At 65.2% G+C, this 20,312-nt stretch carries 18 protein-coding genes; 11 read left to right on the top strand and 7 right to left on the bottom strand.

Features of this window, described 5'->3' with window-relative positions; genetic code table 11:
* Positions 1–9 precede the first annotated feature (9 nt).
* The 3 genes from moaB to C2R25_RS16940 are packed head-to-tail and all read right to left on the bottom strand — an operon-like array spanning position 10 to position 3,152.
* Entirely contained in the window at positions 10–537 is a 528-nt protein-coding gene (gene moaB, locus C2R25_RS16950; RefSeq protein ID WP_103730334.1) for a molybdenum cofactor biosynthesis protein B, read from the bottom strand.
* Positions 521–2,308, bottom strand: coding sequence for a lytic transglycosylase domain-containing protein (locus tag C2R25_RS16945; protein ID WP_199183866.1), 1,788 nt, complete (start codon positions 2,306–2,308; stop codon positions 521–523). Before C2R25_RS16945 ends, moaB begins: the two co-directional genes overlap by 17 nt.
* A gap of 58 nt (positions 2,309–2,366) precedes the next feature.
* Positions 2,367–3,152 carry a uracil-DNA glycosylase family protein gene (locus tag C2R25_RS16940; protein WP_103730332.1) on the bottom strand — a complete coding sequence of 262 codons (786 nt, stop codon included), beginning with the start codon at positions 3,150–3,152 and terminating at the stop codon, positions 2,367–2,369.
* A 57-nt stretch (positions 3,153–3,209) separates the two neighbouring features.
* Between C2R25_RS16940 and C2R25_RS16935 the strand changes: the two genes are divergently transcribed.
* From C2R25_RS16935 to C2R25_RS16910, 6 genes are all read left to right on the top strand, one after another.
* A complete protein-coding gene (locus C2R25_RS16935; RefSeq protein WP_103730331.1) occupies positions 3,210–4,859 on the top strand; it encodes an electron transfer flavoprotein-ubiquinone oxidoreductase in 1,650 nt (549 codons plus the stop codon).
* Between the two features lie 140 nt (positions 4,860–4,999).
* The gene (locus tag C2R25_RS16930; protein WP_103730330.1) at positions 5,000–5,809 is read left to right on the top strand and encodes a 4-(cytidine 5'-diphospho)-2-C-methyl-D-erythritol kinase; all 810 of its coding nucleotides are present in this window, start codon (positions 5,000–5,002) and stop codon (positions 5,807–5,809) included.
* Between the two features lie 60 nt (positions 5,810–5,869).
* On the top strand, positions 5,870–6,646 hold the full coding sequence (locus C2R25_RS16925; protein WP_233204096.1) for an N-formylglutamate amidohydrolase: 777 nt from the start codon (positions 5,870–5,872) through the stop codon (positions 6,644–6,646).
* An 88-nt stretch (positions 6,647–6,734) separates the two neighbouring features.
* Positions 6,735–8,591, top strand: a complete 1,857-nt coding sequence (ilvD, locus tag C2R25_RS16920; protein ID WP_103730329.1) for a dihydroxy-acid dehydratase — start codon at positions 6,735–6,737, stop codon at positions 8,589–8,591.
* A gap of 99 nt (positions 8,592–8,690) precedes the next feature.
* Positions 8,691–10,088 carry an NAD(P)H-hydrate epimerase gene (locus C2R25_RS16915; RefSeq protein ID WP_103730328.1) on the top strand — a complete coding sequence of 466 codons (1,398 nt, stop codon included), beginning with the start codon at positions 8,691–8,693 and terminating at the stop codon, positions 10,086–10,088.
* A complete protein-coding gene (locus C2R25_RS16910) occupies positions 10,085–11,389 on the top strand; it encodes a class I SAM-dependent RNA methyltransferase (RefSeq protein WP_233204095.1) in 1,305 nt (434 codons plus the stop codon). The genes C2R25_RS16915 and C2R25_RS16910 overlap by 4 nt, the downstream gene beginning before the upstream one ends.
* Here C2R25_RS16910 and C2R25_RS16905 read toward each other — a convergent pair.
* Complete coding sequence (locus tag C2R25_RS16905) at positions 11,386–11,649, bottom strand: hypothetical protein (RefSeq protein WP_103730327.1); 264 nt, start codon at positions 11,647–11,649, stop codon at positions 11,386–11,388. The two genes, C2R25_RS16910 and C2R25_RS16905, sit on opposite strands and share 4 nt — an antisense overlap.
* A gap of 138 nt (positions 11,650–11,787) precedes the next feature.
* On the opposite strand from C2R25_RS16905, the gene C2R25_RS16900 reads away from it, so the two are divergent.
* The 5 genes from C2R25_RS16900 to C2R25_RS16880 all read left to right on the top strand — a co-directional run bounded on the left by C2R25_RS16900 (position 11,788) and on the right by C2R25_RS16880 (position 16,549).
* Positions 11,788–12,999, top strand: a complete 1,212-nt coding sequence (locus C2R25_RS16900; RefSeq protein ID WP_103730380.1) for a saccharopine dehydrogenase family protein — start codon at positions 11,788–11,790, stop codon at positions 12,997–12,999.
* Positions 12,999–13,391, top strand: a complete 393-nt coding sequence (locus C2R25_RS16895) for a hypothetical protein (protein ID WP_103730326.1) — start codon at positions 12,999–13,001, stop codon at positions 13,389–13,391. The genes C2R25_RS16900 and C2R25_RS16895 overlap by 1 nt, the downstream gene beginning before the upstream one ends.
* 7 nt (positions 13,392–13,398) lie before the next feature.
* Entirely contained in the window at positions 13,399–13,749 is a 351-nt protein-coding gene (locus C2R25_RS16890) for a DMT family protein (RefSeq protein ID WP_103730325.1), read from the top strand.
* Between the two features lie 27 nt (positions 13,750–13,776).
* Positions 13,777–14,961 (top strand): carboxynorspermidine decarboxylase, encoded by a 1,185-nt coding sequence (locus C2R25_RS16885; RefSeq protein ID WP_103730324.1) that lies wholly within the window; start codon positions 13,777–13,779, stop codon positions 14,959–14,961.
* A gap of 379 nt (positions 14,962–15,340) precedes the next feature.
* Positions 15,341–16,549 (top strand): type III PLP-dependent enzyme, encoded by a 1,209-nt coding sequence (locus C2R25_RS16880; RefSeq protein ID WP_103730323.1) that lies wholly within the window; start codon positions 15,341–15,343, stop codon positions 16,547–16,549.
* 138 nt (positions 16,550–16,687) lie between these two features.
* On the opposite strand, the gene C2R25_RS16875 is transcribed toward C2R25_RS16880, so the two are convergent.
* The 3 genes from C2R25_RS16875 to murI form a co-directional block, all read right to left on the bottom strand.
* A complete protein-coding gene (locus C2R25_RS16875; RefSeq protein ID WP_103730322.1) occupies positions 16,688–17,788 on the bottom strand; it encodes an NADH:flavin oxidoreductase/NADH oxidase in 1,101 nt (366 codons plus the stop codon).
* A gap of 125 nt (positions 17,789–17,913) precedes the next feature.
* Positions 17,914–19,128, bottom strand: coding sequence for a 5-aminolevulinate synthase (hemA, locus tag C2R25_RS16870; RefSeq protein WP_103730321.1), 1,215 nt, complete (start codon positions 19,126–19,128; stop codon positions 17,914–17,916).
* A 257-nt stretch (positions 19,129–19,385) separates the two neighbouring features.
* Positions 19,386–20,234, bottom strand: a complete 849-nt coding sequence (gene murI, locus C2R25_RS16865; RefSeq protein ID WP_199183865.1) for a glutamate racemase — start codon at positions 20,232–20,234, stop codon at positions 19,386–19,388.
* Between the last annotated feature and the right edge of the window lie 78 nt (positions 20,235–20,312).

Genomic DNA, 20,312 nt, shown 5'->3' with positions numbered 1-20,312 from the left:
GCCAGCGCTTCAGGCCTCAAGCAGACGGGGCATCAGTTCCACGAAGTTGCAGGGACGGTTGCGACTGTCGAGTTGTTCGGCAAGGATGCCGTCCCAGCCGTCCTTCACCGCGCCGTTGGAGCCGGGGAGGGCGAAAAGGTACGTGCTGCGCACGAGGACCGCCATGGCGCGGCTCTGCACGGTCGATGTGCCGATCGTCTTGTAGCTGAGCCAGCGGAACAACTCACCGAACCCCGGTATCTCCCGTCCGCCCAGTTTCGCCAGGGCTTCCGGCGTCACGTCCCGACCCGTCAGGCCCGTGCCGCCGGTGGAAACGACCGCGTCCACTTCCGGATCATCGATCCACGCGTTGAACAAGGCGGCGATGGCCTCCGCATCGTCGCGCTTTATGGCGCGGCGGGCGAGCCGGTGGCCCGCGCCGGTGATGCGATCGGCCAGTATGTCGCCCGAAGTGTCGTTCTCAGCGGTTCTGGTGTCCGAGACGGTAAGAAGCGCGATGTTGATGGGCTTGAAGACGCGCTCAGGGTCGATGGCCACGTACGATCACTCCATTCGAAGCCATTCTGACACCTTCGGATCCTGCCAGCCCGGGGAACGTCGGCCAGAGGCCCTGCACCAGCTGCATGCGGCTTTCGGAAGGGCCGCCGGCCTGCCGCTCGTACATCCAGTAGTTGCGCATAACGATGTTCACATAGCCCCGGGTTTCCCAATAGGGCAGGGATTCGATCCACAGCAGCGGATCGCCCTGGCTGTTCACCTCGGTGTTCCAGCGGGTGATGGGAGCAAGGCCCGCGTTGTAGGCGGCCATGACCTTGGGGAGCAGGCCTTGCGTACCGGAGTGGTTCTGCAGCATCTGGAGATGCCGCTGCCCGAAGGCCAGATTGACCTCCGGCTTGTTGAGGTCCGTGGCGCTGCCAACCACGCCAAGTGCCCCGGCATGATCGCGAGCCGCCGCCGGCATGATCTGCATCAGGCCACGGGCGCCGGCAGGGCTGACGGCGCTGGAGCGGAACACGGATTCCTGCAATGCGTGCGCATAGACCAGGGCAGGGTCCACCTTCCATCCACCCACCGGTGTCCACTTGGGCGTGGGAAAGCGGGTCGCGGGCTCGGGCTTGCCCCCGTAGGGCGCGTTATACGCCATCCAGAGCTGCGTGCCCGGCAGGCCCAGGTCGCGGGCAAGCCGCGTCAGCGGGGCATACTGCGACGCCTGGCCGATGCGCGCCTGATGGCGCAGGACCTCGTCCGCGAGCCCATCCTTGCCGATTTCGGCCAGTTCCACGGCGACACGCACGTTCGGGCTTGACCGCAGTTGCTGCCAGTCGGCCTGCGTGAAGTCTGCGGCGGCATGCTGCTCCGGAAGTTTCACGCCCAGCTGCTCCGCCGCCAGCATGCCATAAAGCGTTTCGTCACGAGCAGCGGCCAGCCGCAGGAGGGCGCTCGCCTGTTCCGGTTTGCGGCACCGCACGAGCGCCCGGCTGGCCCAGTAATGCGCCGCGCTGGTGAGTTCCGCGTTTTCAGAGGCCTTCGCCGACTTGGCGAAGGCATCGGCCGCGCCGTCGCAGTCGCCCAGACGCCATGCCGCCAGCCCGGCGGTCCACCACGCTTCGCCTACCCATGGGCCCTGACCCAGAGCTGCGATCTGGGCCATCTGGTAGGCTTCGGCGTCCTTGTTCTCGATATAGAAGCTCCACGACACCTTCTGGCGCCATTCGGCTTGCGACGACGGGCTGAGACTGGCGTCGATGCCGTCCAGCAGGAGGCGTGCGCCCACCGGGTCGTCATTCTTGATGCGATCGTTGATGCTGCTGGCGATGGCGGCCGGCATCGTGCCATCCTCGATCGAGGAGGGACGGGCTCGCTTCGACATGATCGGCAAGCGTGCGAAGCTCTGCTCCGCGGGTAGCTGCGGCAGCGCGGTGGCGCCTCGCTTCAGAGCGAGGCGGCTGATCTGGTCGGCCCCCGGCAGCTCCGCTCCCTGGGCGAGCCAGGTCTGGAGTTCGTTCAGCTCGATCTTCGGCGAGCCTGCCGCGAGATAGTATTCCGCCCGGGCCTGCTGGTGGAGCGGACCATCCGACCGTTCCGCCAGCATCCTCTGTACGGTAGACCAGTCCTTCGCTTCGATCGCGTCGAAGACCTGGCGGTAATAGGTGCGCTCATCCTGGCTGAGCAGAGAAGGCACCGCCGTCCGATCGGCCCGGGCGCGGAAGTAGTCCACTGCCGCGCTGTTCGCGAAGGCCGGTACCGTCCCTGCAGCTGCCGCAAGGCAGGCGCTCGTCGCCAGCCCGGCCCTGATAAATCGTTTCAAGTCGCATCCCCGCAATAATGTGCGATCCTGCTGTCCTGCGGATGGACCGTCGCGCCTGTCAGCCTGCGGTCCATTCCAGCCAGGCCCTCCAGAGTACCGGCTTCGCGCGCGGCTGCGTAAGCAGCGCAGGCAGTGCCCAGGAGGCGAGCAGAGGTATCTGTCTGTCTACATGATTGAAAGTTCTCAACATGGCAGGCCGATGCGGTGATTCGTGGCCGATTAGCGGCAAGACGTTGCCACCGAGCACGAAAAGTCGCTTTGGCGCTACGAGGCCGATGTGATGAGCGAGCACCTGACCGAGTCCCCGCTCGTTCATGGCCTCCCAGTCCGCGCCCGGCGTGTGACGCGGCAACGCGCTCGCCAGATAGACGCCGTGCCGGTCGGTCCCGAAGGCGGAGAGGATCGCGTCCAGCAGCTTGCCGTGACTGCCGCTCAACAGGGTGTCGATGTCCTGCGCTTCCGGTTCCTCCACCACAACCATGAGGTCCGCGCCCGGCCGCCCCTGCGGCGGGACGCGTGCTGCGGGACCGCCCTCGCAAAGTAGCGGTTCGGTCATCCACCAGCTGGCGAACGCCTCGAGACTTTGGGGAAGGGAGCCCGGATCGAGCCGGGCGACAGGTGACGGCGCTTCGGGGTCGGGTCTGGGCGGCGGACGGCGACGTTCCACCGGCGCGGGCTCCTCACCTTCGGGCGCAGCGAGCCATTCAACCGGCTCATCCAGGAAGTCGCAGTCGACGCCGGCGGTTCGCCACCAATCGAGTGCCCCCGTGATATCGTCCAGAAAATCGGGATTTGGCGGCTGATCCATCGCGCGGGTCTTGACCTGCCGCGCCGGAGCAATCAAGGCAATTGCGACTTTAATCGCACGGCTAAACACAAAAAGAACTCTTATGGGGCTCCCATGATCGAACGCGAAGAGATGCCTTATGACGTCGTCATTGTCGGGGGCGGCCCTGCCGGCCTTTCAACGGCGATCCGGCTCAAGCAGGTCGACCCGGACCTTCAGGTCTGCGTTCTGGAGAAGGGCTCCGAAATCGGTGCACACATTCTCTCGGGCGCAACCATCGACCCCAAGGCGCTGGACGAACTGCTGCCCACCTGGCGCGAGGACGGCTGCCCACTGGCGCAAACGCCCGTCACGGACAACTGGCACTGGCATCTGACGAAGAAGGGCAAATACGCTCTTCCGCACATCATCCAGCCGCCCTTCATGTCCAACAAGGGCAACTACACGGGTTCGCTCGGCAACCTGTGCCGTTGGCTTGCGGAGCAGGCGGAAGCGCTCGAGATCGAGATCTTCCCGGGCTTCCCCGCCGCCGAAATCCTGTACGACGACAACGGCGCCGTCATCGGCGTCCAGACCGGCGACATGGGTGTCGATCGCGAAGGAAACCCCAAGGGCGACTTCCAGCCCGGCATGAACCTGTTGGGCAAGTACACGGTCTTCTGCGAAGGCGCGCGCGGGCACCTGACCAAGCGCCTCAAGGCGAAGTACGATCTGGAGGCCAACTGTCAGCCGCAGATCTACGGCCTCGGCATCAAGGAACTGTGGGACATTCCGGCCGACAAGCACGTCCCGGGCCGGGTGATCCACACGCAGGGCTGGCCGCTGAGCGAAAACGACGCCTGGGGCGGCGGCTTCGTCTACCATCAGTCGAACAACCAGGTGGCGCTCGGTTTCGTAACGGCGCTCGACTACAAGAACCCGCACATCCATCCGTTCGAGGAATTCCAGCGCTGGAAGCAGCATCCGGAAATCCGTGCGATCCTCGAAGGCGGCAAGCGCGTGGCCTATGGCGCGCGCGTGATCAACGAGGGTGGCTGGCAGTCCGTGCCGCAGCTGGCGTTCCCCGGCGGCGTGCTTGCTGGTTGCTCCGCCGGCTTCGTCAACGTGCCGCGCATCAAGGGCACGCATACCGCCATGAAGAGCGGCATGCTCGCCGCCGAATCGATTGCCGCCGCCATCAAGGCCGGCCGCGAGCAGGACACGCTGCAGGACTACGACGACGCGGTCCGTTCCAGCTGGATCGCCAAGGAACTGAAGCTCGTGCAGAACGCGGAGCCTCTTGTGGCGAAGTGGGGCGGTGAGCTGGGGACCGTGCTTGCCGGCGCCGACATGTGGCTGCGCACGCTCTTCGGTTTCGGCGTCGCAAAGCCGATGAAGCACCACACCGATGCCAGCCAGTTGCAGCGTGCCGATCTTTACAAGCCGATCGCTTATCCCAAGCCCGATGGCGTAATCAGCTTCGATCGTCTTACCAGCGTATCATATTCGTTCACCAACCACGAGGAGGACCAGCCGGTCCACCTGAAGCTCAAGGATCCTGCGATCCCGACGGAAGTGAACCTGCCGGTCTTTGCAGGACCGGAAGCGCGGTACTGCCCGGCGGGAGTGTACGAGTTCGTGGATCCCGATGGCGCCGGCTCCAGGCTCCAGATCAATGCGCAGAACTGCGTCCACTGCAAGACCTGCGACATCAAGGACCCCAAGCAGAACATCGAATGGGTCACGCCCGAAGGCGGCGGCGGACCTAACTACCCGAACATGTAAGCCTGCCTTGTCAGGAATACCGGAACCTCCCGTCAGCCTTGCTGATTGGGAGGTTCCCGCCATTAGGCACCCTGCTTCGGCGAAGAGGTTGCCGACGACGAAGGATTGCGTCACCGCTGCCGCCGCTCCATGAAGCAGCGATGCTTTCCGAAACCGCTTACGCCAAGATCAACCTGGCCCTGCATGTCCGTCGTCGGCGCGATGACGGCTATCATGAGCTCGAGACACTGTTTGCCTTCGTCGATGGGGGTGACAGGCTATCGGCATCACCGGCCGAAGCCGACAGCCTTGTCACTCACGGTGAGTTCGCGTCCCTGATCGAAGACCCCTTTGGCAACATCGTGGCCAAAGCGCTGTCGAGCCTGCCTCATGGCAAGGGCTGGGCGGTCGACCTGGAGAAGCGCCTGCCGGTAGCCGCCGGGCTGGGCGGGGGGTCGGCGGATGCGGGCGCGGTGTTCCGCATGGTGGAGCGCGCGCACGGGCTCCCTGATGACTGGCAGGCCCGCGCCGCCCGGCTCGGCGCCGATGTGCCCGCCTGCGTCCTCTCAACGACGTGCGTCGGCACCGGCACCGGCACGGAACTGGCCCCTGTGCAGAGCGATCTCGCGGGCACGCCGGTGCTGCTCGTAAACCCGCGCGCGGCGGTGCCCACCGGCCCTGTGTTCAAGGCGTGGGACGGTGTCGACAGGGGAGCGATGCCTTCCGGCTCGGTGCGGGAGATTGCCCTCGGCGGGCGGAACGATCTGGAAGCTCCGGCGATCGTCCTCTGCCCGGCCGTGGCGGACGTGCTGGCGGCCCTCCAATCCACGGACCCGTTCCTGGCGCGCATGTCCGGCTCAGGCGCCACCTGCTTCGCGCTCTACGACGAGGAAGCGCAGCGGGACCGCGCTGCGAAAAAGCTGGCGGAGAAGCACCCCGGCTGGTGGCAGATGACAGGCAGCTTGCGTTAAGCTGGCCCGCAGTACGACGCGGCGGCCCGAGGGGGCGCTATCAGCAGAGGGGAGGCAGTTTTGGCACAGGCTGATCTGGACGAAAGGGCAAGCCGGCTTCTCGGCACGCCGCGGGCGGGCGGAATACTGGTGGTGGGGGATCATGCGTCGAACCGCGTGCCGCGCGACATCGACCTGGGGATCGATCCCGCTCTTCTGGACCAGCATATCGCGGTCGACATCGGTGTGGCGCAGATTGCCGAATACATGGTCCGCCCGGGAACGGCGGCCTGGCTCGGCAACGTGAGCCGCCTCGTCTGCGACTACAATCGCGAGCCGGGCGCGCCTGGCATGATGCCGGAGGTCAGCGACGGCTACGCGATCGCCGGAAACGTGTTGAGCGACGAGGCACGTAACGCGAGGGTAGAGCGCTTCTTTCGACCCTACCACAACGGCCTTGCGGCCCTGCTGCGCGAGCATCGCCCCGCGTTGATTCTGTCCCTGCACAGCTTCACGCCAGGCCTGGCCACCTGCGACAGCCCCCGCCCCTGGCACGTGGGTGTGCTTTACAACCAGGACGAGCGTACGGCGCATCTGGCGCTCGACTGGCTGCGGGGCCGCGATCTCATAGTCGGAGATCAGCAACCTTATTCGGGCAAGCTCCTCAACGCCTCGATGAACCGTCATGCCGAAGCGGGCGGCATCCCGTACATCAGCATCGAGATCCGCCAGGAGCTGATCTCCGACGAGGAGGGTCAGGCACGGTGGGCGGCGTTGATGGCGACCATGTGCGAGACGGTGGCAGGGCAGTTGAGCGACCCGCCGGGTTACCGCGCAACGGCGCCGGACGAAATATAGTTTCGGAATGATGCGTTGTGTTGAAACCTAATGCACTGTAGGGGCAGCTCGCCTGGCGCGTGAGGCGCCACCTTCCGGAGTCCCGCAAATGCCTGCCTATCGTTCACGCACTTCTACCCACGGCCGCAACATGGCGGGTGCGCGGGGGCTATGGCGTGCGACGGGCATGAAGGACGCCGATTTCGGCAAGCCCATCATCGCGGTGGTGAATTCGTTTACTCAGTTCGTGCCGGGCCACGTCCACCTCAAGGATCTGGGCCAGCTCGTCGCACGCGAAATCGAGGCGGCCGGGGGCGTGGCGAAGGAATTCAACACCATCGCTGTCGACGATGGCATCGCCATGGGCCACGACGGCATGCTCTACTCGCTGCCGAGTCGTGATCTCATCGCCGATAGCGTCGAGTACATGGTCAACGCACACTGCGCGGATGCGATGGTCTGCATCTCGAACTGCGACAAGATCACGCCGGGAATGCTGATGGCCGCGATGCGCCTCAATATCCCCGCCGTGTTCGTGTCCGGCGGGCCGATGGAGGCCGGCAAGGTCGTGCTGAAGGGCAAGGAGCAGGCGCTCGACCTCGTTGATGCCATGGTCGCCGCAGCGGACGAGAGCTATACCGACGAGGAGGTCAAGGCGATCGAGCGTTCCGCCTGCCCCACCTGCGGCTCCTGTTCGGGCATGTTCACCGCGAACTCGATGAACTGCCTGACTGAAGCTCTGGGCCTGTCCCTGCCGGGGAACGGCTCCACGCTCGCTACACACTCCGATCGCAAGCGCCTGTTTCTGGAAGCGGGTCGCCTCGCGGTGGACTTGTGCCAACGCTACTATGAGCAGGAGGACGAAAGCGTGCTGCCGCGCAGCGTCGCCAGCTTCAAGGCATTCGAGAACGCCATGAGCCTCGACATCGCCATGGGCGGTTCGACCAACACCGTGCTGCACCTGCTGGCCGCCGCGGCCGAAGCAGGCGTGGACTTCACCATGGCGGACATCGACCGTCTGAGCCGGAAGGTTCCATGCCTGTCGAAGGTGGCGCCGGCAAAGAACGACGTTCACATGGAGGATGTTCACCGCGCCGGTGGGATCATGGCGATCCTGGGCCAGCTTGACCGTGCGGGCCTGCTGCACACCGACCTGCCGACCGTGCACTCCAGGACGCTGGGCGATGCGCTGAACCGCTGGGACATCAGCCGCACCAATGAGCCGTCAGTGCAGGAGTTCTTCAGCGCCGCGCCCGGGGGGGTGCCGACGCAGACGGCGTTCAGCCAGTCCCGGCGCTGGGAGTCGCTCGATCTCGATCGCGAGAATGGCGTCATCCGCTCCAAGGAGCATGCGTTCAGCCAGGACGGTGGCCTGGCGGTGCTCTACGGCAACATCGCGCGCGATGGCTGCATCGTGAAGACTGCGGGCGTCGACGAATCGATCCTGAAGTTCACCGGTACGGCACGCGTGTACGAATCGCAGGATGCGGCCGTTGCCGGGATCCTTGGTGGCCAGGTTTCGGCGGGCGACGTCGTGGTCATCCGCTACGAAGGACCGCGCGGCGGCCCCGGCATGCAGGAGATGCTCTACCCCACGAGCTACCTGAAGTCGAAGGGGCTGGGCAAGGCCTGCGCTCTGCTGACCGACGGGCGTTTCTCAGGCGGCACCTCCGGCCTTTCGATCGGTCATGCCTCGCCCGAAGCTGCTGAGGGCGGGGAAATCGGGTTGGTCGAGAATGGCGACACCATCGAGATCGATATCCCCGGGCGGACCATCAACCTCAAGGTTTCGGATGAGGTGCTCAGCCACCGGCGTGCGCAGCAGGAAGCGCGGGGCGATGCGGCATGGTCCCCGGTGCATCCGCGACCTCGCAAGGTGTCGGCGGCGCTGCAGGCCTATGCCGCGATGACGACCAGCGCGGCGCGCGGCGCCATCCGGGACGTGAGCCAGCTCAAGCGAGGGTAAGTCGGCCCTTTCGCCGGAGGCGGGGCGGGTGTCTTGTTCGCAGCGGTGCTGCCGCTACGATGGCGCAGACGTCCTCCACTCCTGCGAACGGTGAAGCCTATGCCCCACAGCGACCAGATCCTGACAGCGCAGCAGGTGCGTGATGCCGAGCAGCTTCTGATCGAAGCGGGCGAGACCGTCGGCTCCCTGATGCAAACAGCCGGGCGCGGGGCGGCCGAGTGGGTCTGGCGGCTGGCCGCACGGCACCGGGTGACCGTGCTGTGTGGGCCCGGCAACAACGGCGGCGATGGCTACGTGATTGCCGAGACCCTGCGCGAACGTGGCGGCAACGTCGCGGTGGTGGTCGGCGGGGAGCCGTCCACCGCGGCGTGCAGGGAGGCCCGGGCTCGCTACCAGGGTCCTGTGCTTGACGTCGCAGAGGCGCCGCACGGAGAGGTGCTTGTCGATTGCCTGTTCGGCACCGGACTGACCCGCCCGCTCTCGCCGCAGCATGCCGGCGCCCTGGCGGATCTGGCCGCTCTCCACCCTCGCCGCATTGCCGTGGACCTGCCGAGCGGGGTACAGGCTGATTCGGGCATGGTGCTGAATGATGGGCTTCCCGCTTACGACCTGACCCTCGCACTGGGCGCCTGGAAATTTGCGCATTTCCTCATGCCCGCTGCGGCGCGTATGGGGCGCTTGCAGCGGGTAGGCATCGGCCTTGCCGCTGTTACGGGCGCCGCGACCGCGATTGGCCGTCCAGTTGCGCGCGCGCCCGCCGCCGACGCGCACAAGTACAAGCGGGGCCTTCTTGCCGTCGTCAGCGGCGCCATGCCGGGCGCGGCGGTGCTGGCGAGCGTGGGCGCCCAAGGCGCGGGCGCTGGCTACGTGAAGCTTTTCGCTGAGAGCAAGCGCAGTGTCCCGATGGACGTGGTGGTGGAGCAGGGGCCTCTAACCGAAGTGCTGACGGACGACAGGAACGCCGCGATACTGGTGGGCCCGGGGCTCGGCCGTGATGCTTCCGCTCGCGAGCGGCTGGCCATCGCTCTGGCCGACCCGGTGCCGGTCGTTCTCGACGCGGACGCCCTGGTTCTGCTGGGCAGCCGGCAACTGGCGGAACGTCAGGCCGCCACGATAGCTACCCCGCACGAAGGCGAATTCGTTGCTCTGGAGCGCGCGTTCGGACTCGACGGGGTGGGGACCAGGCCCGAGCGGGCGCGCGCTCTCGCTTTGGCAAGCGGCATGATCGTGGTTGCCAAGGGCCCCGACACTCTCGTCGCGGATCCGGAGGGAAGGCTGGCCTGTGCGTCCCGCGCAAGTTCATGGCTCTCCACCTCAGGGACCGGGGATGTCCTTGCCGGCATCATCGCCAGCCGCGTGGCAAGCGGGGTGGATGCCTTCGAAGCCGCATGCCAGGGTGTTTGGCTGCACGGTGAGGCAGCGCGGCTTTGTCCGCCGGCCTTTACCGCAGGACAGCTTGCGCAGGCGGTGCCCGCTGCGCTAGCGGCCTGCCTGTGACCGACGATATCGAACAGCTTCTGCCCGAAGAAATCCTGCGCATCGCCTCCAAGGGGGATGGCGTGACCGCATCCGGGCGCTTCGCCTGGGGGGCTGCGCCGGGCGATTGGCTTCAGGCCGACGGTACGCTGGAATGGGGGCCGCACCACGTCACCCCGCCGTGTCGCCACTTCGGCCGTTGCGGTGGCTGCCAGCTGCAGCAGCTGGACGAGGAAAGCCTCTCGAGCTTCGTCGAAGGGCGGGTCGCGAATGCATCCGCGGCGCAGGAGCTGGGGGCAGAGCATCTGGCGGCGCCGCATCTCTCACCGCCGTACTCCCGTCGCCGGGCGTCGCTGCGCGCGGAAAGCTCGGGTGGCCGCATCGTCATCGGCTTTCGGGAGGCCCGATCGCACCGCCTCGTCGAACTGGAGGAATGCCACGTCCTCGCAGCCGAACTCTTCGCCCTCGTCGCGCCACTTCGCAGGCTGCTGATCGTGATGGGCAAGAGCGCGGCGGGCAAGTCCGGCTCGAGGAAGGGCGGCAAGCCGGCCAAGCCACAGGCGATGCCGCGTATGGCTGCCGACATCGAAATGACGCTGGTGGATCAGGGCGTCGACCTTGGCATCAAAGGGCTTGTTGCCGAGGGGTTGAGCGCCACCGAAGCCATGCTGGACTTCGCGCGCCAACACCGGCTTGCCCGCTTGACGATGGATGGCGGCTACGGCTTCGAGACGGTCTGGGAGCCTGAACCGGTCACAGTGACGCTGAGTGATGTGCAGGTGCCGTTTCCGCCGGGCTCGTTCCTGCAGGCCACAGCCGATGGAGAAAAGGCGCTCGTCGATGCCGCACGAGGATGGCTACAGGGTGCCGCTACGATAGCCGACCTGTTTTCGGGGCTGGGCACGTTCGCCTTCGCTCTAGCTGGCCCGGACACTAGAGTGCTTGCGGCAGAAGCGGCGAGGGATGCTCATCTGGCGTGCAAGGCGGCCGCGGATCGGGCACAGCTTCCGGTGTTCTGTGCCCACCGGGATCTGTTCCGCAACCCGCTTCAGCCTGATGAACTGAGCCGCTTCGAAGCCGTCGTTCTCGATCCGCCCCGGGCGGGAGCGCGTGAGCAGGTCGAGTGCATCGCCGCCTCCTCGGTTAGCCGCGTGGTCTACGTGAGCTGCAATCCGTCAAGCTGGTCCCGCGATGCGGCGCGTCTTGTCGATGCCGGCTTTCGTCTGGCGGAACTGCGGCCGGTCGGGCAGTTCCGGTGGTCCACTCATGTCGAACTGGCCAGCTATTTCGTGCGGGACGCCTCCGAGGCTGAAGGCGGCTAGAGGCCGCCGTTCGCCCCATCCATCATGTCCATGAAGTCGCGGGCGGCGTTCCTGTCGTCCTCGTCCTCAAAGGCGACGTCGAGGTCCGGCGCGGCGCCGAACATGTACATGAGCGTCCAGAGGGCGAAGCGACGCCCGCGATCCTGCTCCATGCCGAATTCGACTCTCATGCGGTCGACACCGGTTTCCAGCGTCGTGGGCGCGATGGTGGCCAGATCGGCAGTGCCGAAGTAGCGGCGAAGCTGGTCGTCGAAATCCATGGTCGGGCTCTACAGTCCGCAGAGTGTCCATTCAACCTGTGGGCGTGCGCAGCCGGTTGTGGACCGTACAGTTGAGTTGTCACGCAGGCGCACTATATGGCCCTCTTTCGAATGGCCTTGGCCGAAGGAGACAGGTTGGTGAGCAAGGTTCTGGTGATCGGCGCAGGCGGCGTCGGATCGGTCGCGGTCCACAAGATGGCGATGAATCCCGATATCTTCTCGGACATCCATCTCGCCAGCCGTACGGTTTCCAAGTGCGAAGCCATCGCGGATTCGGTGAAGCAGCGCACCGGCGTCACCATCGCAACCTATGCCATCGACGCGGATGACGTCGAGGCGACTTCGGCGCTGATTCGTCGGATCCAGCCCAAGCTGGTCGTGAACCTCGCCCTGCCGTACCAGGATCTCGCGATCATGGACGCCTGCCTGGCGACCGGCACGCATTACATGGACACCGCGAACTACGAACCGAAGGATGTCGCCAAGTTCGAATACCACTGGCAATGGGCCTATCAGGAGCGCTTCAAGGAAGCGGGCCTCATGGCGCTGCTGGGTTCGGGCTTCGACCCGGGCGTCACAAGCGTCTTCGCGATGTGGCTCAAGAAGCACAAGCTCAAGACCATCCGCACGCTCGACATTCTGGACTGCAACGGTGGTGACCACGGGCAGGCCTTCGCGACCAACTTCAATCCGGAAATCAATATCCGGGAAGTGACGGCGCCGGCCCGTCACTGGGAGAACGGTGACTTCGTCGAAACGCCTGCCATGGGCAAGAAGGTCGAGTTCGACTTCGAAGGCGTTGGCCCGAAGAACATGTACATGATGTACCATGAGGAGCTGGAAAGCCTCGCGAAGTTCATCCCCGAAATGGAGCGCGCGCGCTTCTGGATGACCTTCGGCGACGCATATATCCAGCACCTGACCGTGCTGCAGAACGTGGGCATGACGCGCATCGACCCTGTGATGTACAACGGCGTCGAGATCGTGCCGCTGCAGTTCCTCAAGGCCGTCCTGCCGGAGCCCGCATCGCTGGGGGCGACGACGAAGGGCAAGACGAACATCGGCGACATCGCGACGGGCGAAGCGCTCGACGGATCGGGCGAGAAGACGTTCTACATCAAGAACATCTGCGATCATGAGGACGCCTATGCCGAAACCGGCAATCAGGCGGTCAGCTACACCACCGGTGTTCCCGCGATGATCGGCGCGGCCATGATCGTGACCGGCGCATGGTCCGGGGAGGGCGTGTTCAACATGGAACAGTTCGATCCGGATCCTTTCATGGATATGCTAAACAAGCACGGCCTGCCCTGGACCGTCGAAGAGCTGCCGGCGCCCTTGCCGTTCTGATGCGGGCGCTGCGTCACCTCGCAGTCGCGGCGCTGGGCGTACTCGTGCTCGGCGCCTGTACGCCGCAGGCCGCCGCGCCGACGCCTGAGGCTGCGGACGGGCGATCGCTCTCACGGGACCTGAGCGCTGCTGATCGCGCAGCCTGCACGTCGGGCGGGGGCACCGTTCAGCGCCGCGGCCGGGCGAGCATGGAGATGTGCGTACGCTCCTATGCCGACGCGGGCAAGCAGTGCACCGACAGTTCGCAGTGCGAGGGGCGTTGCATCGGCAGCAAGGACGACATGGGCAAGACCGCCAATATATCGGGCCAGTGCCAGGCCGACAATCGCCTGTTCGGCTGCGTGGCCGAAGTACACGGCGGCAGCCGGGTGGACCTGCTCTGCATCGATTGACGGCACGATGAACTGGACGGCGCTGGCTCCGGCGGCTCTGCTGGCCGGCTCGAACCTGTTTATGAACACGGCCTGGTATCTCCACCTGAAAGTGCCCGGCAAGGCGCTGTGGGTGGCGGTGTTGATGAGCTGGGGCATCGCCTTCTTCGAATACTGCCTGGCCGTGCCTGCCAACCGCATCGGCGCGCAGGTTTACTCGCTGGGCCAGCTCAAGGTCATGCAAGAGGCGTTTTCACTGGTGGCCTTCGTGCTGGTAGCCTGGGCACTCTTCGGGCAGAAACCGGGGTGGAACGAGATCGTGGGCTTCTCCCTCGTCGGGGCAGGGGCCTGGTTCATCTTCAAGGGCCCGCTGGGTTGACCGGCTGGCGAGACGGGACTGAAACACATGGAAACCAGAGCCGGCGATCCGGGCGCATTTGCCAACTTCGACCTCTCGCGGGTGGACAGCCCCTCCTTCGTGGTGGACGCGGCAAAGCTGCGCGACAACCTGCGCGTGCTGGCCGATATCGGCGAGCGGTCCGGAGCCAAGGTTCTCTCCGCGCTCAAAGCCTTCTCGATGTGGTCCACCGCGCCCATTGTGGGCGAGTATCTCGACGGCGTCTGCACGTCGGGCTTGTGGGAAGCGCGCCTGGCCTCGGAATTCTACGACGGCGAGATCGCGACGTACTGCGCGGCGTACAAGGAAGAGGACATGGATGAGATCCTGCGCCTCTCCGATCACGTCATCTTCAACTCGCCCGCTCAGATCGAGCGCTTCTGGCCCTTCATAGAGTTGGCGCGCGCGCGCGGCGAAGACTTCGACATCGGCCTTCGCATCAACCCTCTTCATGCCGAGGGCGAGGTGCCGAAGTACGACCCTTCCGCACCTCATTCCCGCCTCGGCTTCCCGATCGATCAGCTCACGGAAGAGCATGTCGGTATGATCGACGGCATTCACTTCCACAACTTGTGCGAACAGGACTTCGAGCCGTTGCGTCGTACCTGGGACAAGGTGTTCGACTTCCTCGAACCATACTTTGGCCAGCTGAAGTGGATCAACATCGGCGGTGGGCACCATGTGACCCGGGCGGATTACCAGCGCGAGGAGCTGGTCCAGTTCCTTGCCGACATGGCCGATGACACCCAAGCCGAGATCTACATCGAGCCGGGCGAAGCCGTCGCTCTCGACGCCGGCATCCTTGTCGGCACTGTGCTCGACGTGGGCTGGAACGGCATGCCTGTGGCGGTCGTCGATATATCGGCCACCTGCCACATGCCTGACGTAATCGAGGCGCCTTATCGTCCCGCGCTGCTGGGTGAGCGGCAGGAAGGTGAGGGCGCGGGCGAGGCGGTACGTCTCGGCGGGCCGTCGTGCCTGGCAGGCGATGTCATCGGCGACTATGTCCTTCCGGCCGGTCCGGAGGTGGGGCAGCGTTTCGCTTTCCTCGATCAGGCGCACTACTCGATGGTCAAGACCACGACCTTCAACGGCGTGCCACTGCCTTCGATCTGGCTGTGGGACTCCGAAACCGACTCGCTCGAGTGCATCCGCAAGTTCGATTATGAGGATTTCCGCAACCGCCTGAGCTGACAAGGCGTCGGCCCCCTCAGCGGTTGGAAAGGCGCCCCGTCGCGCCTCGGGGACGATCGATCCTGCAATTGCGACTCGAAGGGGATCGTCCGCAGCCGGTGACGCGTTGCAAACGTTGATATGCCGCACCGAAAGGTGATCCACCCTTTGCCGGGCAGGTCGGGAGACTCGGATGCAAATCCTTGAAGATGCTACGTATTACCAATGTAGGGGTACCGTGGTCCCTGTGCGGGACAGCACCGTCAGTGTTTTTGGAAAATGCCCCGTTTTTCACTTGCGATTCATGTGCTGAACCCTATATCCGCCCCTCGCTGCCCCATGGGGACTTCCAAACCGCAAGGCAGCCTTGTCGCTAAACACCGTTTGGGGGTCCCTTGAGTTGCACATTCACCTCGACGCACCGGCCGTAGCGCGCTCCCTCGCGCCTGACGAACCCGTTATCCTGAACCGCCCGCATGCTGCGGCGCGCGCCGCTCGTTTCTTCGCTACGAAGTTTCCGGGCAAGTCGCTCTATGCGGTGAAGGCGAACCCGTCGCCGGACCTGATCAGGATTCTCTGGGCCAACGGCATCACGCATTATGATGTCGCCTCGATTGCCGAGGTGCGCATGGTGCGCCAGACGCTGCCGGACGCGACCCTGTGCTTCATGCACCCGGTCAAGACCGCGAGCGCGATCCGTGAAGCGTACTTCAAGCATGGCGTTCGCACGTTCAGCCTCGACACCATCGAGGAAGTCGAGAAGATCGTGGATGCGACCACTGACGCTCTGGGCAACGCCGCGAAGGACCTGCGCCTCTGTGTGCGGTTGCGGGTCTCGTCCGAGTATTCGGAACTGAGCCTTGCCTCGAAGTTCGGCATCGATGTGGCGGACGCGGGTGAACTGCTTCAAGCCACCCGCCAGGTCGCGGACTGGTTAGGCGTGTGCTTCCACGTCGGCTCGCAGGCCATGACGCCGTTCGCTTACGTGCAGGCGCTCGAGCGCGCCCGTGCCGCCATTGCCGCAGCGGGTGTCGTGATCGACATGGTCGATGTGGGCGGGGGGTTCCCTTCCTCCTATCCGGGCATGGAACCACCGCCGCTGGAGGATTACTTCGCGATCATCCACCGCCACTTCGAGGCGTTGCCGATCGCCTACAACGCGGAGCTGTGGTGCGAGCCCGGCCGCGCGCTGTCGGCTGAGTACAACTCCCTCATCGTGAAGGTCGAGAAGCGCCGCGGCGACGAGCTTTACATCAACGACGGTGCCTATGGTGCCCTTTATGATGCGGCTCACGTCGCCTGGCGCTTCCCGGTAAAGGCGATCGCGCACGATGGCGAGCACACGGGCGAGATGCAGGAGTTCTCCTTCTACGGCCCGACGTGCGACGATGCGGACTTCATGGAAGGTCCGTTCCTGCTGCCGGCCGACATCAAGGCCGGGGACTGGATCGAGGTGGGTATGCTGGGCGCTTATGGGGCTGCCATGCGCACTGCGTTCAATGGTTTCGGCGGCGGTGAAATCGTGACCGTCGAGGATGAGCCGATGGCAAGCCTCTACACCGGCCGCAAGGATCCGCGTGTGTCCGACAACGTCGTCTCATTGCGCTGAATTCCGGTCCGCCCGACCTTTCAGTATATATGAAAAGCCCGTCAGCGCTAAGCTGGCGGGCTTTTCTGCGTGTGGCGAACCGCTAACCGGTGCGGGAACGCCCGGCGAGCCTTACGGTGCGCCGGGCGGGGTCCGGGGTCAATCCGCGGTGAACAGGTCCTTGTACAGGCGCGGTTGGCTGCGCAGGAATTGAGGGGCAACCTTCACCGTGGCGCCGAGCTGGGCGGCGGCATGCCACGGCCAGCGCGGATCATAGAGAACGGTCCGGGCCACGCCGACGAGATCTGCGTCTCCGGTCGCCACGATCGCTTCCGCCTGCTCCGGTTCCGTGATGAGGCCAACCGCGATAACCGGGATGGACACGGCCTGCTTGACCGCGCGGGCCAGCGGCACTTGGTAGTTGGGCCCTACCGGAATCTTCTGAGCGGGGTGGAGGCCGCCGCTCGACACGTGGATGGCCGCGGCGCCCCGTGCTTCGAGCGCCTTGGAAACAGCGATCGTCTGCTCGATATCCCAACCACCCTCGACCCAGTCCGTGCCCGAAAGGCGTACGGTGACGGCCTTCTCCGCCGGAAAGGCGTCCCGGACCGCGTCAAACACTTCGAGAAGGAAGCGCATGCGGTTTTCCAGAGAGCCGCCGTACTCGTCAGTGCGGGTGTTGGAGAGGGGGGAGAGGAACTGATGGAGCAGGTAGCCGTGTGCGGCGTGGATCTGGATGGCATCGATCCCCAACCGAGCCGAACGGCGGGCCGCATCGGCGAAGGCGTCGCGAACCCGGGCCAGGCCTTCCTTGTCGAGGGCCACAGGAGGGTGCTCGTGCTCCTCGAAGGGCAACTCGGAGGCTGAGACCGTCTGCCAGCCGTTAGGCGCGTCAGGCGCGATCTGAGCGCCGCCGTCCCATGGCTTGGCCGTGCTCGCCTTGCGGCCTGCATGGGCGAGCTGGATGGCGATGGGCATGTCGGACCAGCGGCGAACGCTTTCCAGCGTGGTGCGCATCGCTTCCTCGGTGGCGTCATCCCACAGGCCGACGTCGGCGTAGGAGATCCGTCCTTCCGGCACGACGGCAGTGGCCTCGATCGTCAGGATGGCTGCGCCCGACTGGGCCAGTTGTCCCAGATGCATGGTGTGCCAGTCGGTCATCCGCCCGTCTTCGGCGGAATACTGGCACATCGGCGCGATGACTATGCGATTGGCAAGAGTGGTATCGCCGAGGGTGAGGGGCTCGAAGAGCTTCGCCATGAAATGTCCTCTGGTGTTGCAGTTGCGAGGGCGACCGGCCGGTCGCTGCAGTGCGGCATCAGTTGGGTATTCATGGCGCAGGTTAAAAGACCCGTTTCGACCTGCCGTAGACATTGTCAGCCGCTTCAGGCGGCGAGGCGCATCTCCAGCCGGTCCCAGATTTCCACCAGAGCGTCGGTCAGGTCACGCATCATCTCTTCGGTGTGCGCCGGCCCCGGGGTGAAGCGCAGGCGCTCCGTTCCGCGCGGCACGGTGGGGAAGTTGATCGGCTGCACGTAGGCGCCGTATTCCGCCAGGAGGATGTCGCTGATCTGCTTGGCGCGGACGGGATCGCCGACCATCAGCGGGACGATGTGCGTGACCGAATCCATGACGGGCAGGCCCGCGTCGCGGAACATCTGCTTGAGCATCGCGGCCGAACGCTGCTGCCCCTCGCGCTCGACGCTGGAGCTTTTGAGATGCCGCACGGAGGCAAGCACGCCCGCCACCAGCACCGGCGACAGGGAGGTGGTGAAGATGAAGCCCGGGGCGTAGGAGCGGATACAGTCGATGATCTTGGTGTCGGCGGCGATGTAGCCACCCATGACCCCGAACGCCTTGCCCAGCGTGCCCTCGATGATGTCGATGCGGTGTGCCGCCTCGTCCCGATCGGTGATGCCGCCGCCGCGCGGACCGTACATGCCAACCGCGTGGACTTCGTCGATGTAGGTGAGGGCGTTGTACTTTTCCGCAAGGTCGCAGATCGCGTGGATCGGCGCCACATCGCCGTCCATCGAATAGACGGATTCGAAGGCGATCAGCTTCGGCACGTTGCGATCGGTGTCCGCCAGCAGTTCCTCGAGATGCTCGAGGTCGTTGTGACGCCAGACCTTCTTTTCGCACCCGGAATTGCGGATGCCGGCGATCATGCTGGCGTGGTTCAGCTCGTCCGAGAAGATCACGCAGCCCGGCAGCAGCTTGGCGAGGGTCGAAAGCGTGGCATCGTTCGAGACGTAGCCGGAGGTGAACAGCAGCGCACCCTGCTTGCCGTGGAGATCGGCAAGCTCGTGCTCCAGGTCGATGTGGTAATGCGTGTTGCCGCCGATGTTGCGGGTTCCGCCGGAGCCGGCGCCGACGTCGTGCAGCGCCTCCTCCATGGCTTCGATGACCTTCGGGTGCTGGCCCATGGCGAGGTAGTCGTTGGAACACCAGACGGTGATCGGCTTGGGACCGTTATGGCCTGCGAAGCAGCGCGCGTTCGGGTAGGCACCCTTGTTGCGCAGGATGTCGATGAAGACCCTGTAGCGGCCTTCGGAGTGCAGGCGCTCGATCGCCTGGTCGAAAATGTGTTCGTAGTTCACGTGTCGACTTGTCCTGCCTTGGCTGCCCTGCCGCCTGTCCTCAGCGCCGCATCCGTTGCCCGGACCGCTTTTGCGGTGGCCAATACCGTATCGGCGTTCCTATTGCCAGTTGCTTATGAGCCTACGCTAATCGGAAAACGTGCCTGCGGAAAACGGGTTTTCCGCGAGCACGTCCCGGGGCCATGGGCGCAATTGCGACGCTGCGGCGGGTTCTGCATTGATCGTCATCAATTACCGCCGGGAGAACGCCGGGCGCTTCAGAACCGTTCCATCCGGGTCAGGCCATAGGCTGGCAACCGTGCCGCGTAGGATGAGGGCAGGTTGCCCAATCCCGTGAACAGGGCCAGGTCGGCCGATGAACGCGCGTACTCCTGACCTGCTGTGAGACGAGCCACCTGCCGCGCGATGCCGGCCGCTCCGTGGACGAACGTCACGCCCGGCCCGAAGGCTTCCGCAAGTTCATCCTCGACGAGGGGGAAATGCGTGCAGGCGAGCACGACGGTATCGATCCGATCTCCGCCCGGCTGCGACCGCAAGGCCTCCGCTGCGTGCCGTATGAGCGCCGGATCGACGCGTTCACCGCGCAGCTTGGCCTCGGCCGCCTCGACGAGGCCGGGAGCCCCGTGGCGCAGCAATCGCCGGTCGGCGGCGAATTCGTGCTCGAGACGGTCGACATAGGCCTGCCGGATCGTGGCCTGTGTCCCCAACAGCCCGATCACGCCTGTTTTGGTCATCATGGCTGCGGGCTTGATCGCAGGCACCGTGCCCACGATCGGCACTTCCAAAACGTCGCGCACCATGCCGAGGGCGATGGTCGATGCCGTGTTGCACGCGATGCAGACCAGTCGGGGCCGGAACCGTTCGGTCATACGGCCAAGGAGCCCCGCCACCCGCGCGGCAATCTGGGCCTCCGTCTTCGTGCCATAAGGCAGGCCAGCGGTATCGGCGGCATAGATCACCGGCGCATCAGGCAGCACCTTGCGGACTTCCTGTAGAACCGTGAGCCCGCCAACGCCCGAGTCGAACAGCAGTATCGGCGAGGCCGGATCGACCCGCGCCGGCATTGTAGCGGCCATTTCGGGCGCGCTCGTGATATCGGATGCCATCTTCAATCCCTGGACCTTGACATCTGTTAACCGCCCGAGAGCCATCCCGGCAACGACGAATGCAGCAAGCCGTCTTCT

It is taken from the genome of Novosphingobium sp. HII-3 (assembly GCF_002916655.1).
Lineage (GTDB): Bacteria > Pseudomonadota > Alphaproteobacteria > Sphingomonadales > Sphingomonadaceae > Novosphingobium > Novosphingobium panipatense.
The sequence above is the reverse complement of the archived record's forward strand: the minus strand, read 5'-3'. Positions and strand labels throughout refer to the sequence as shown.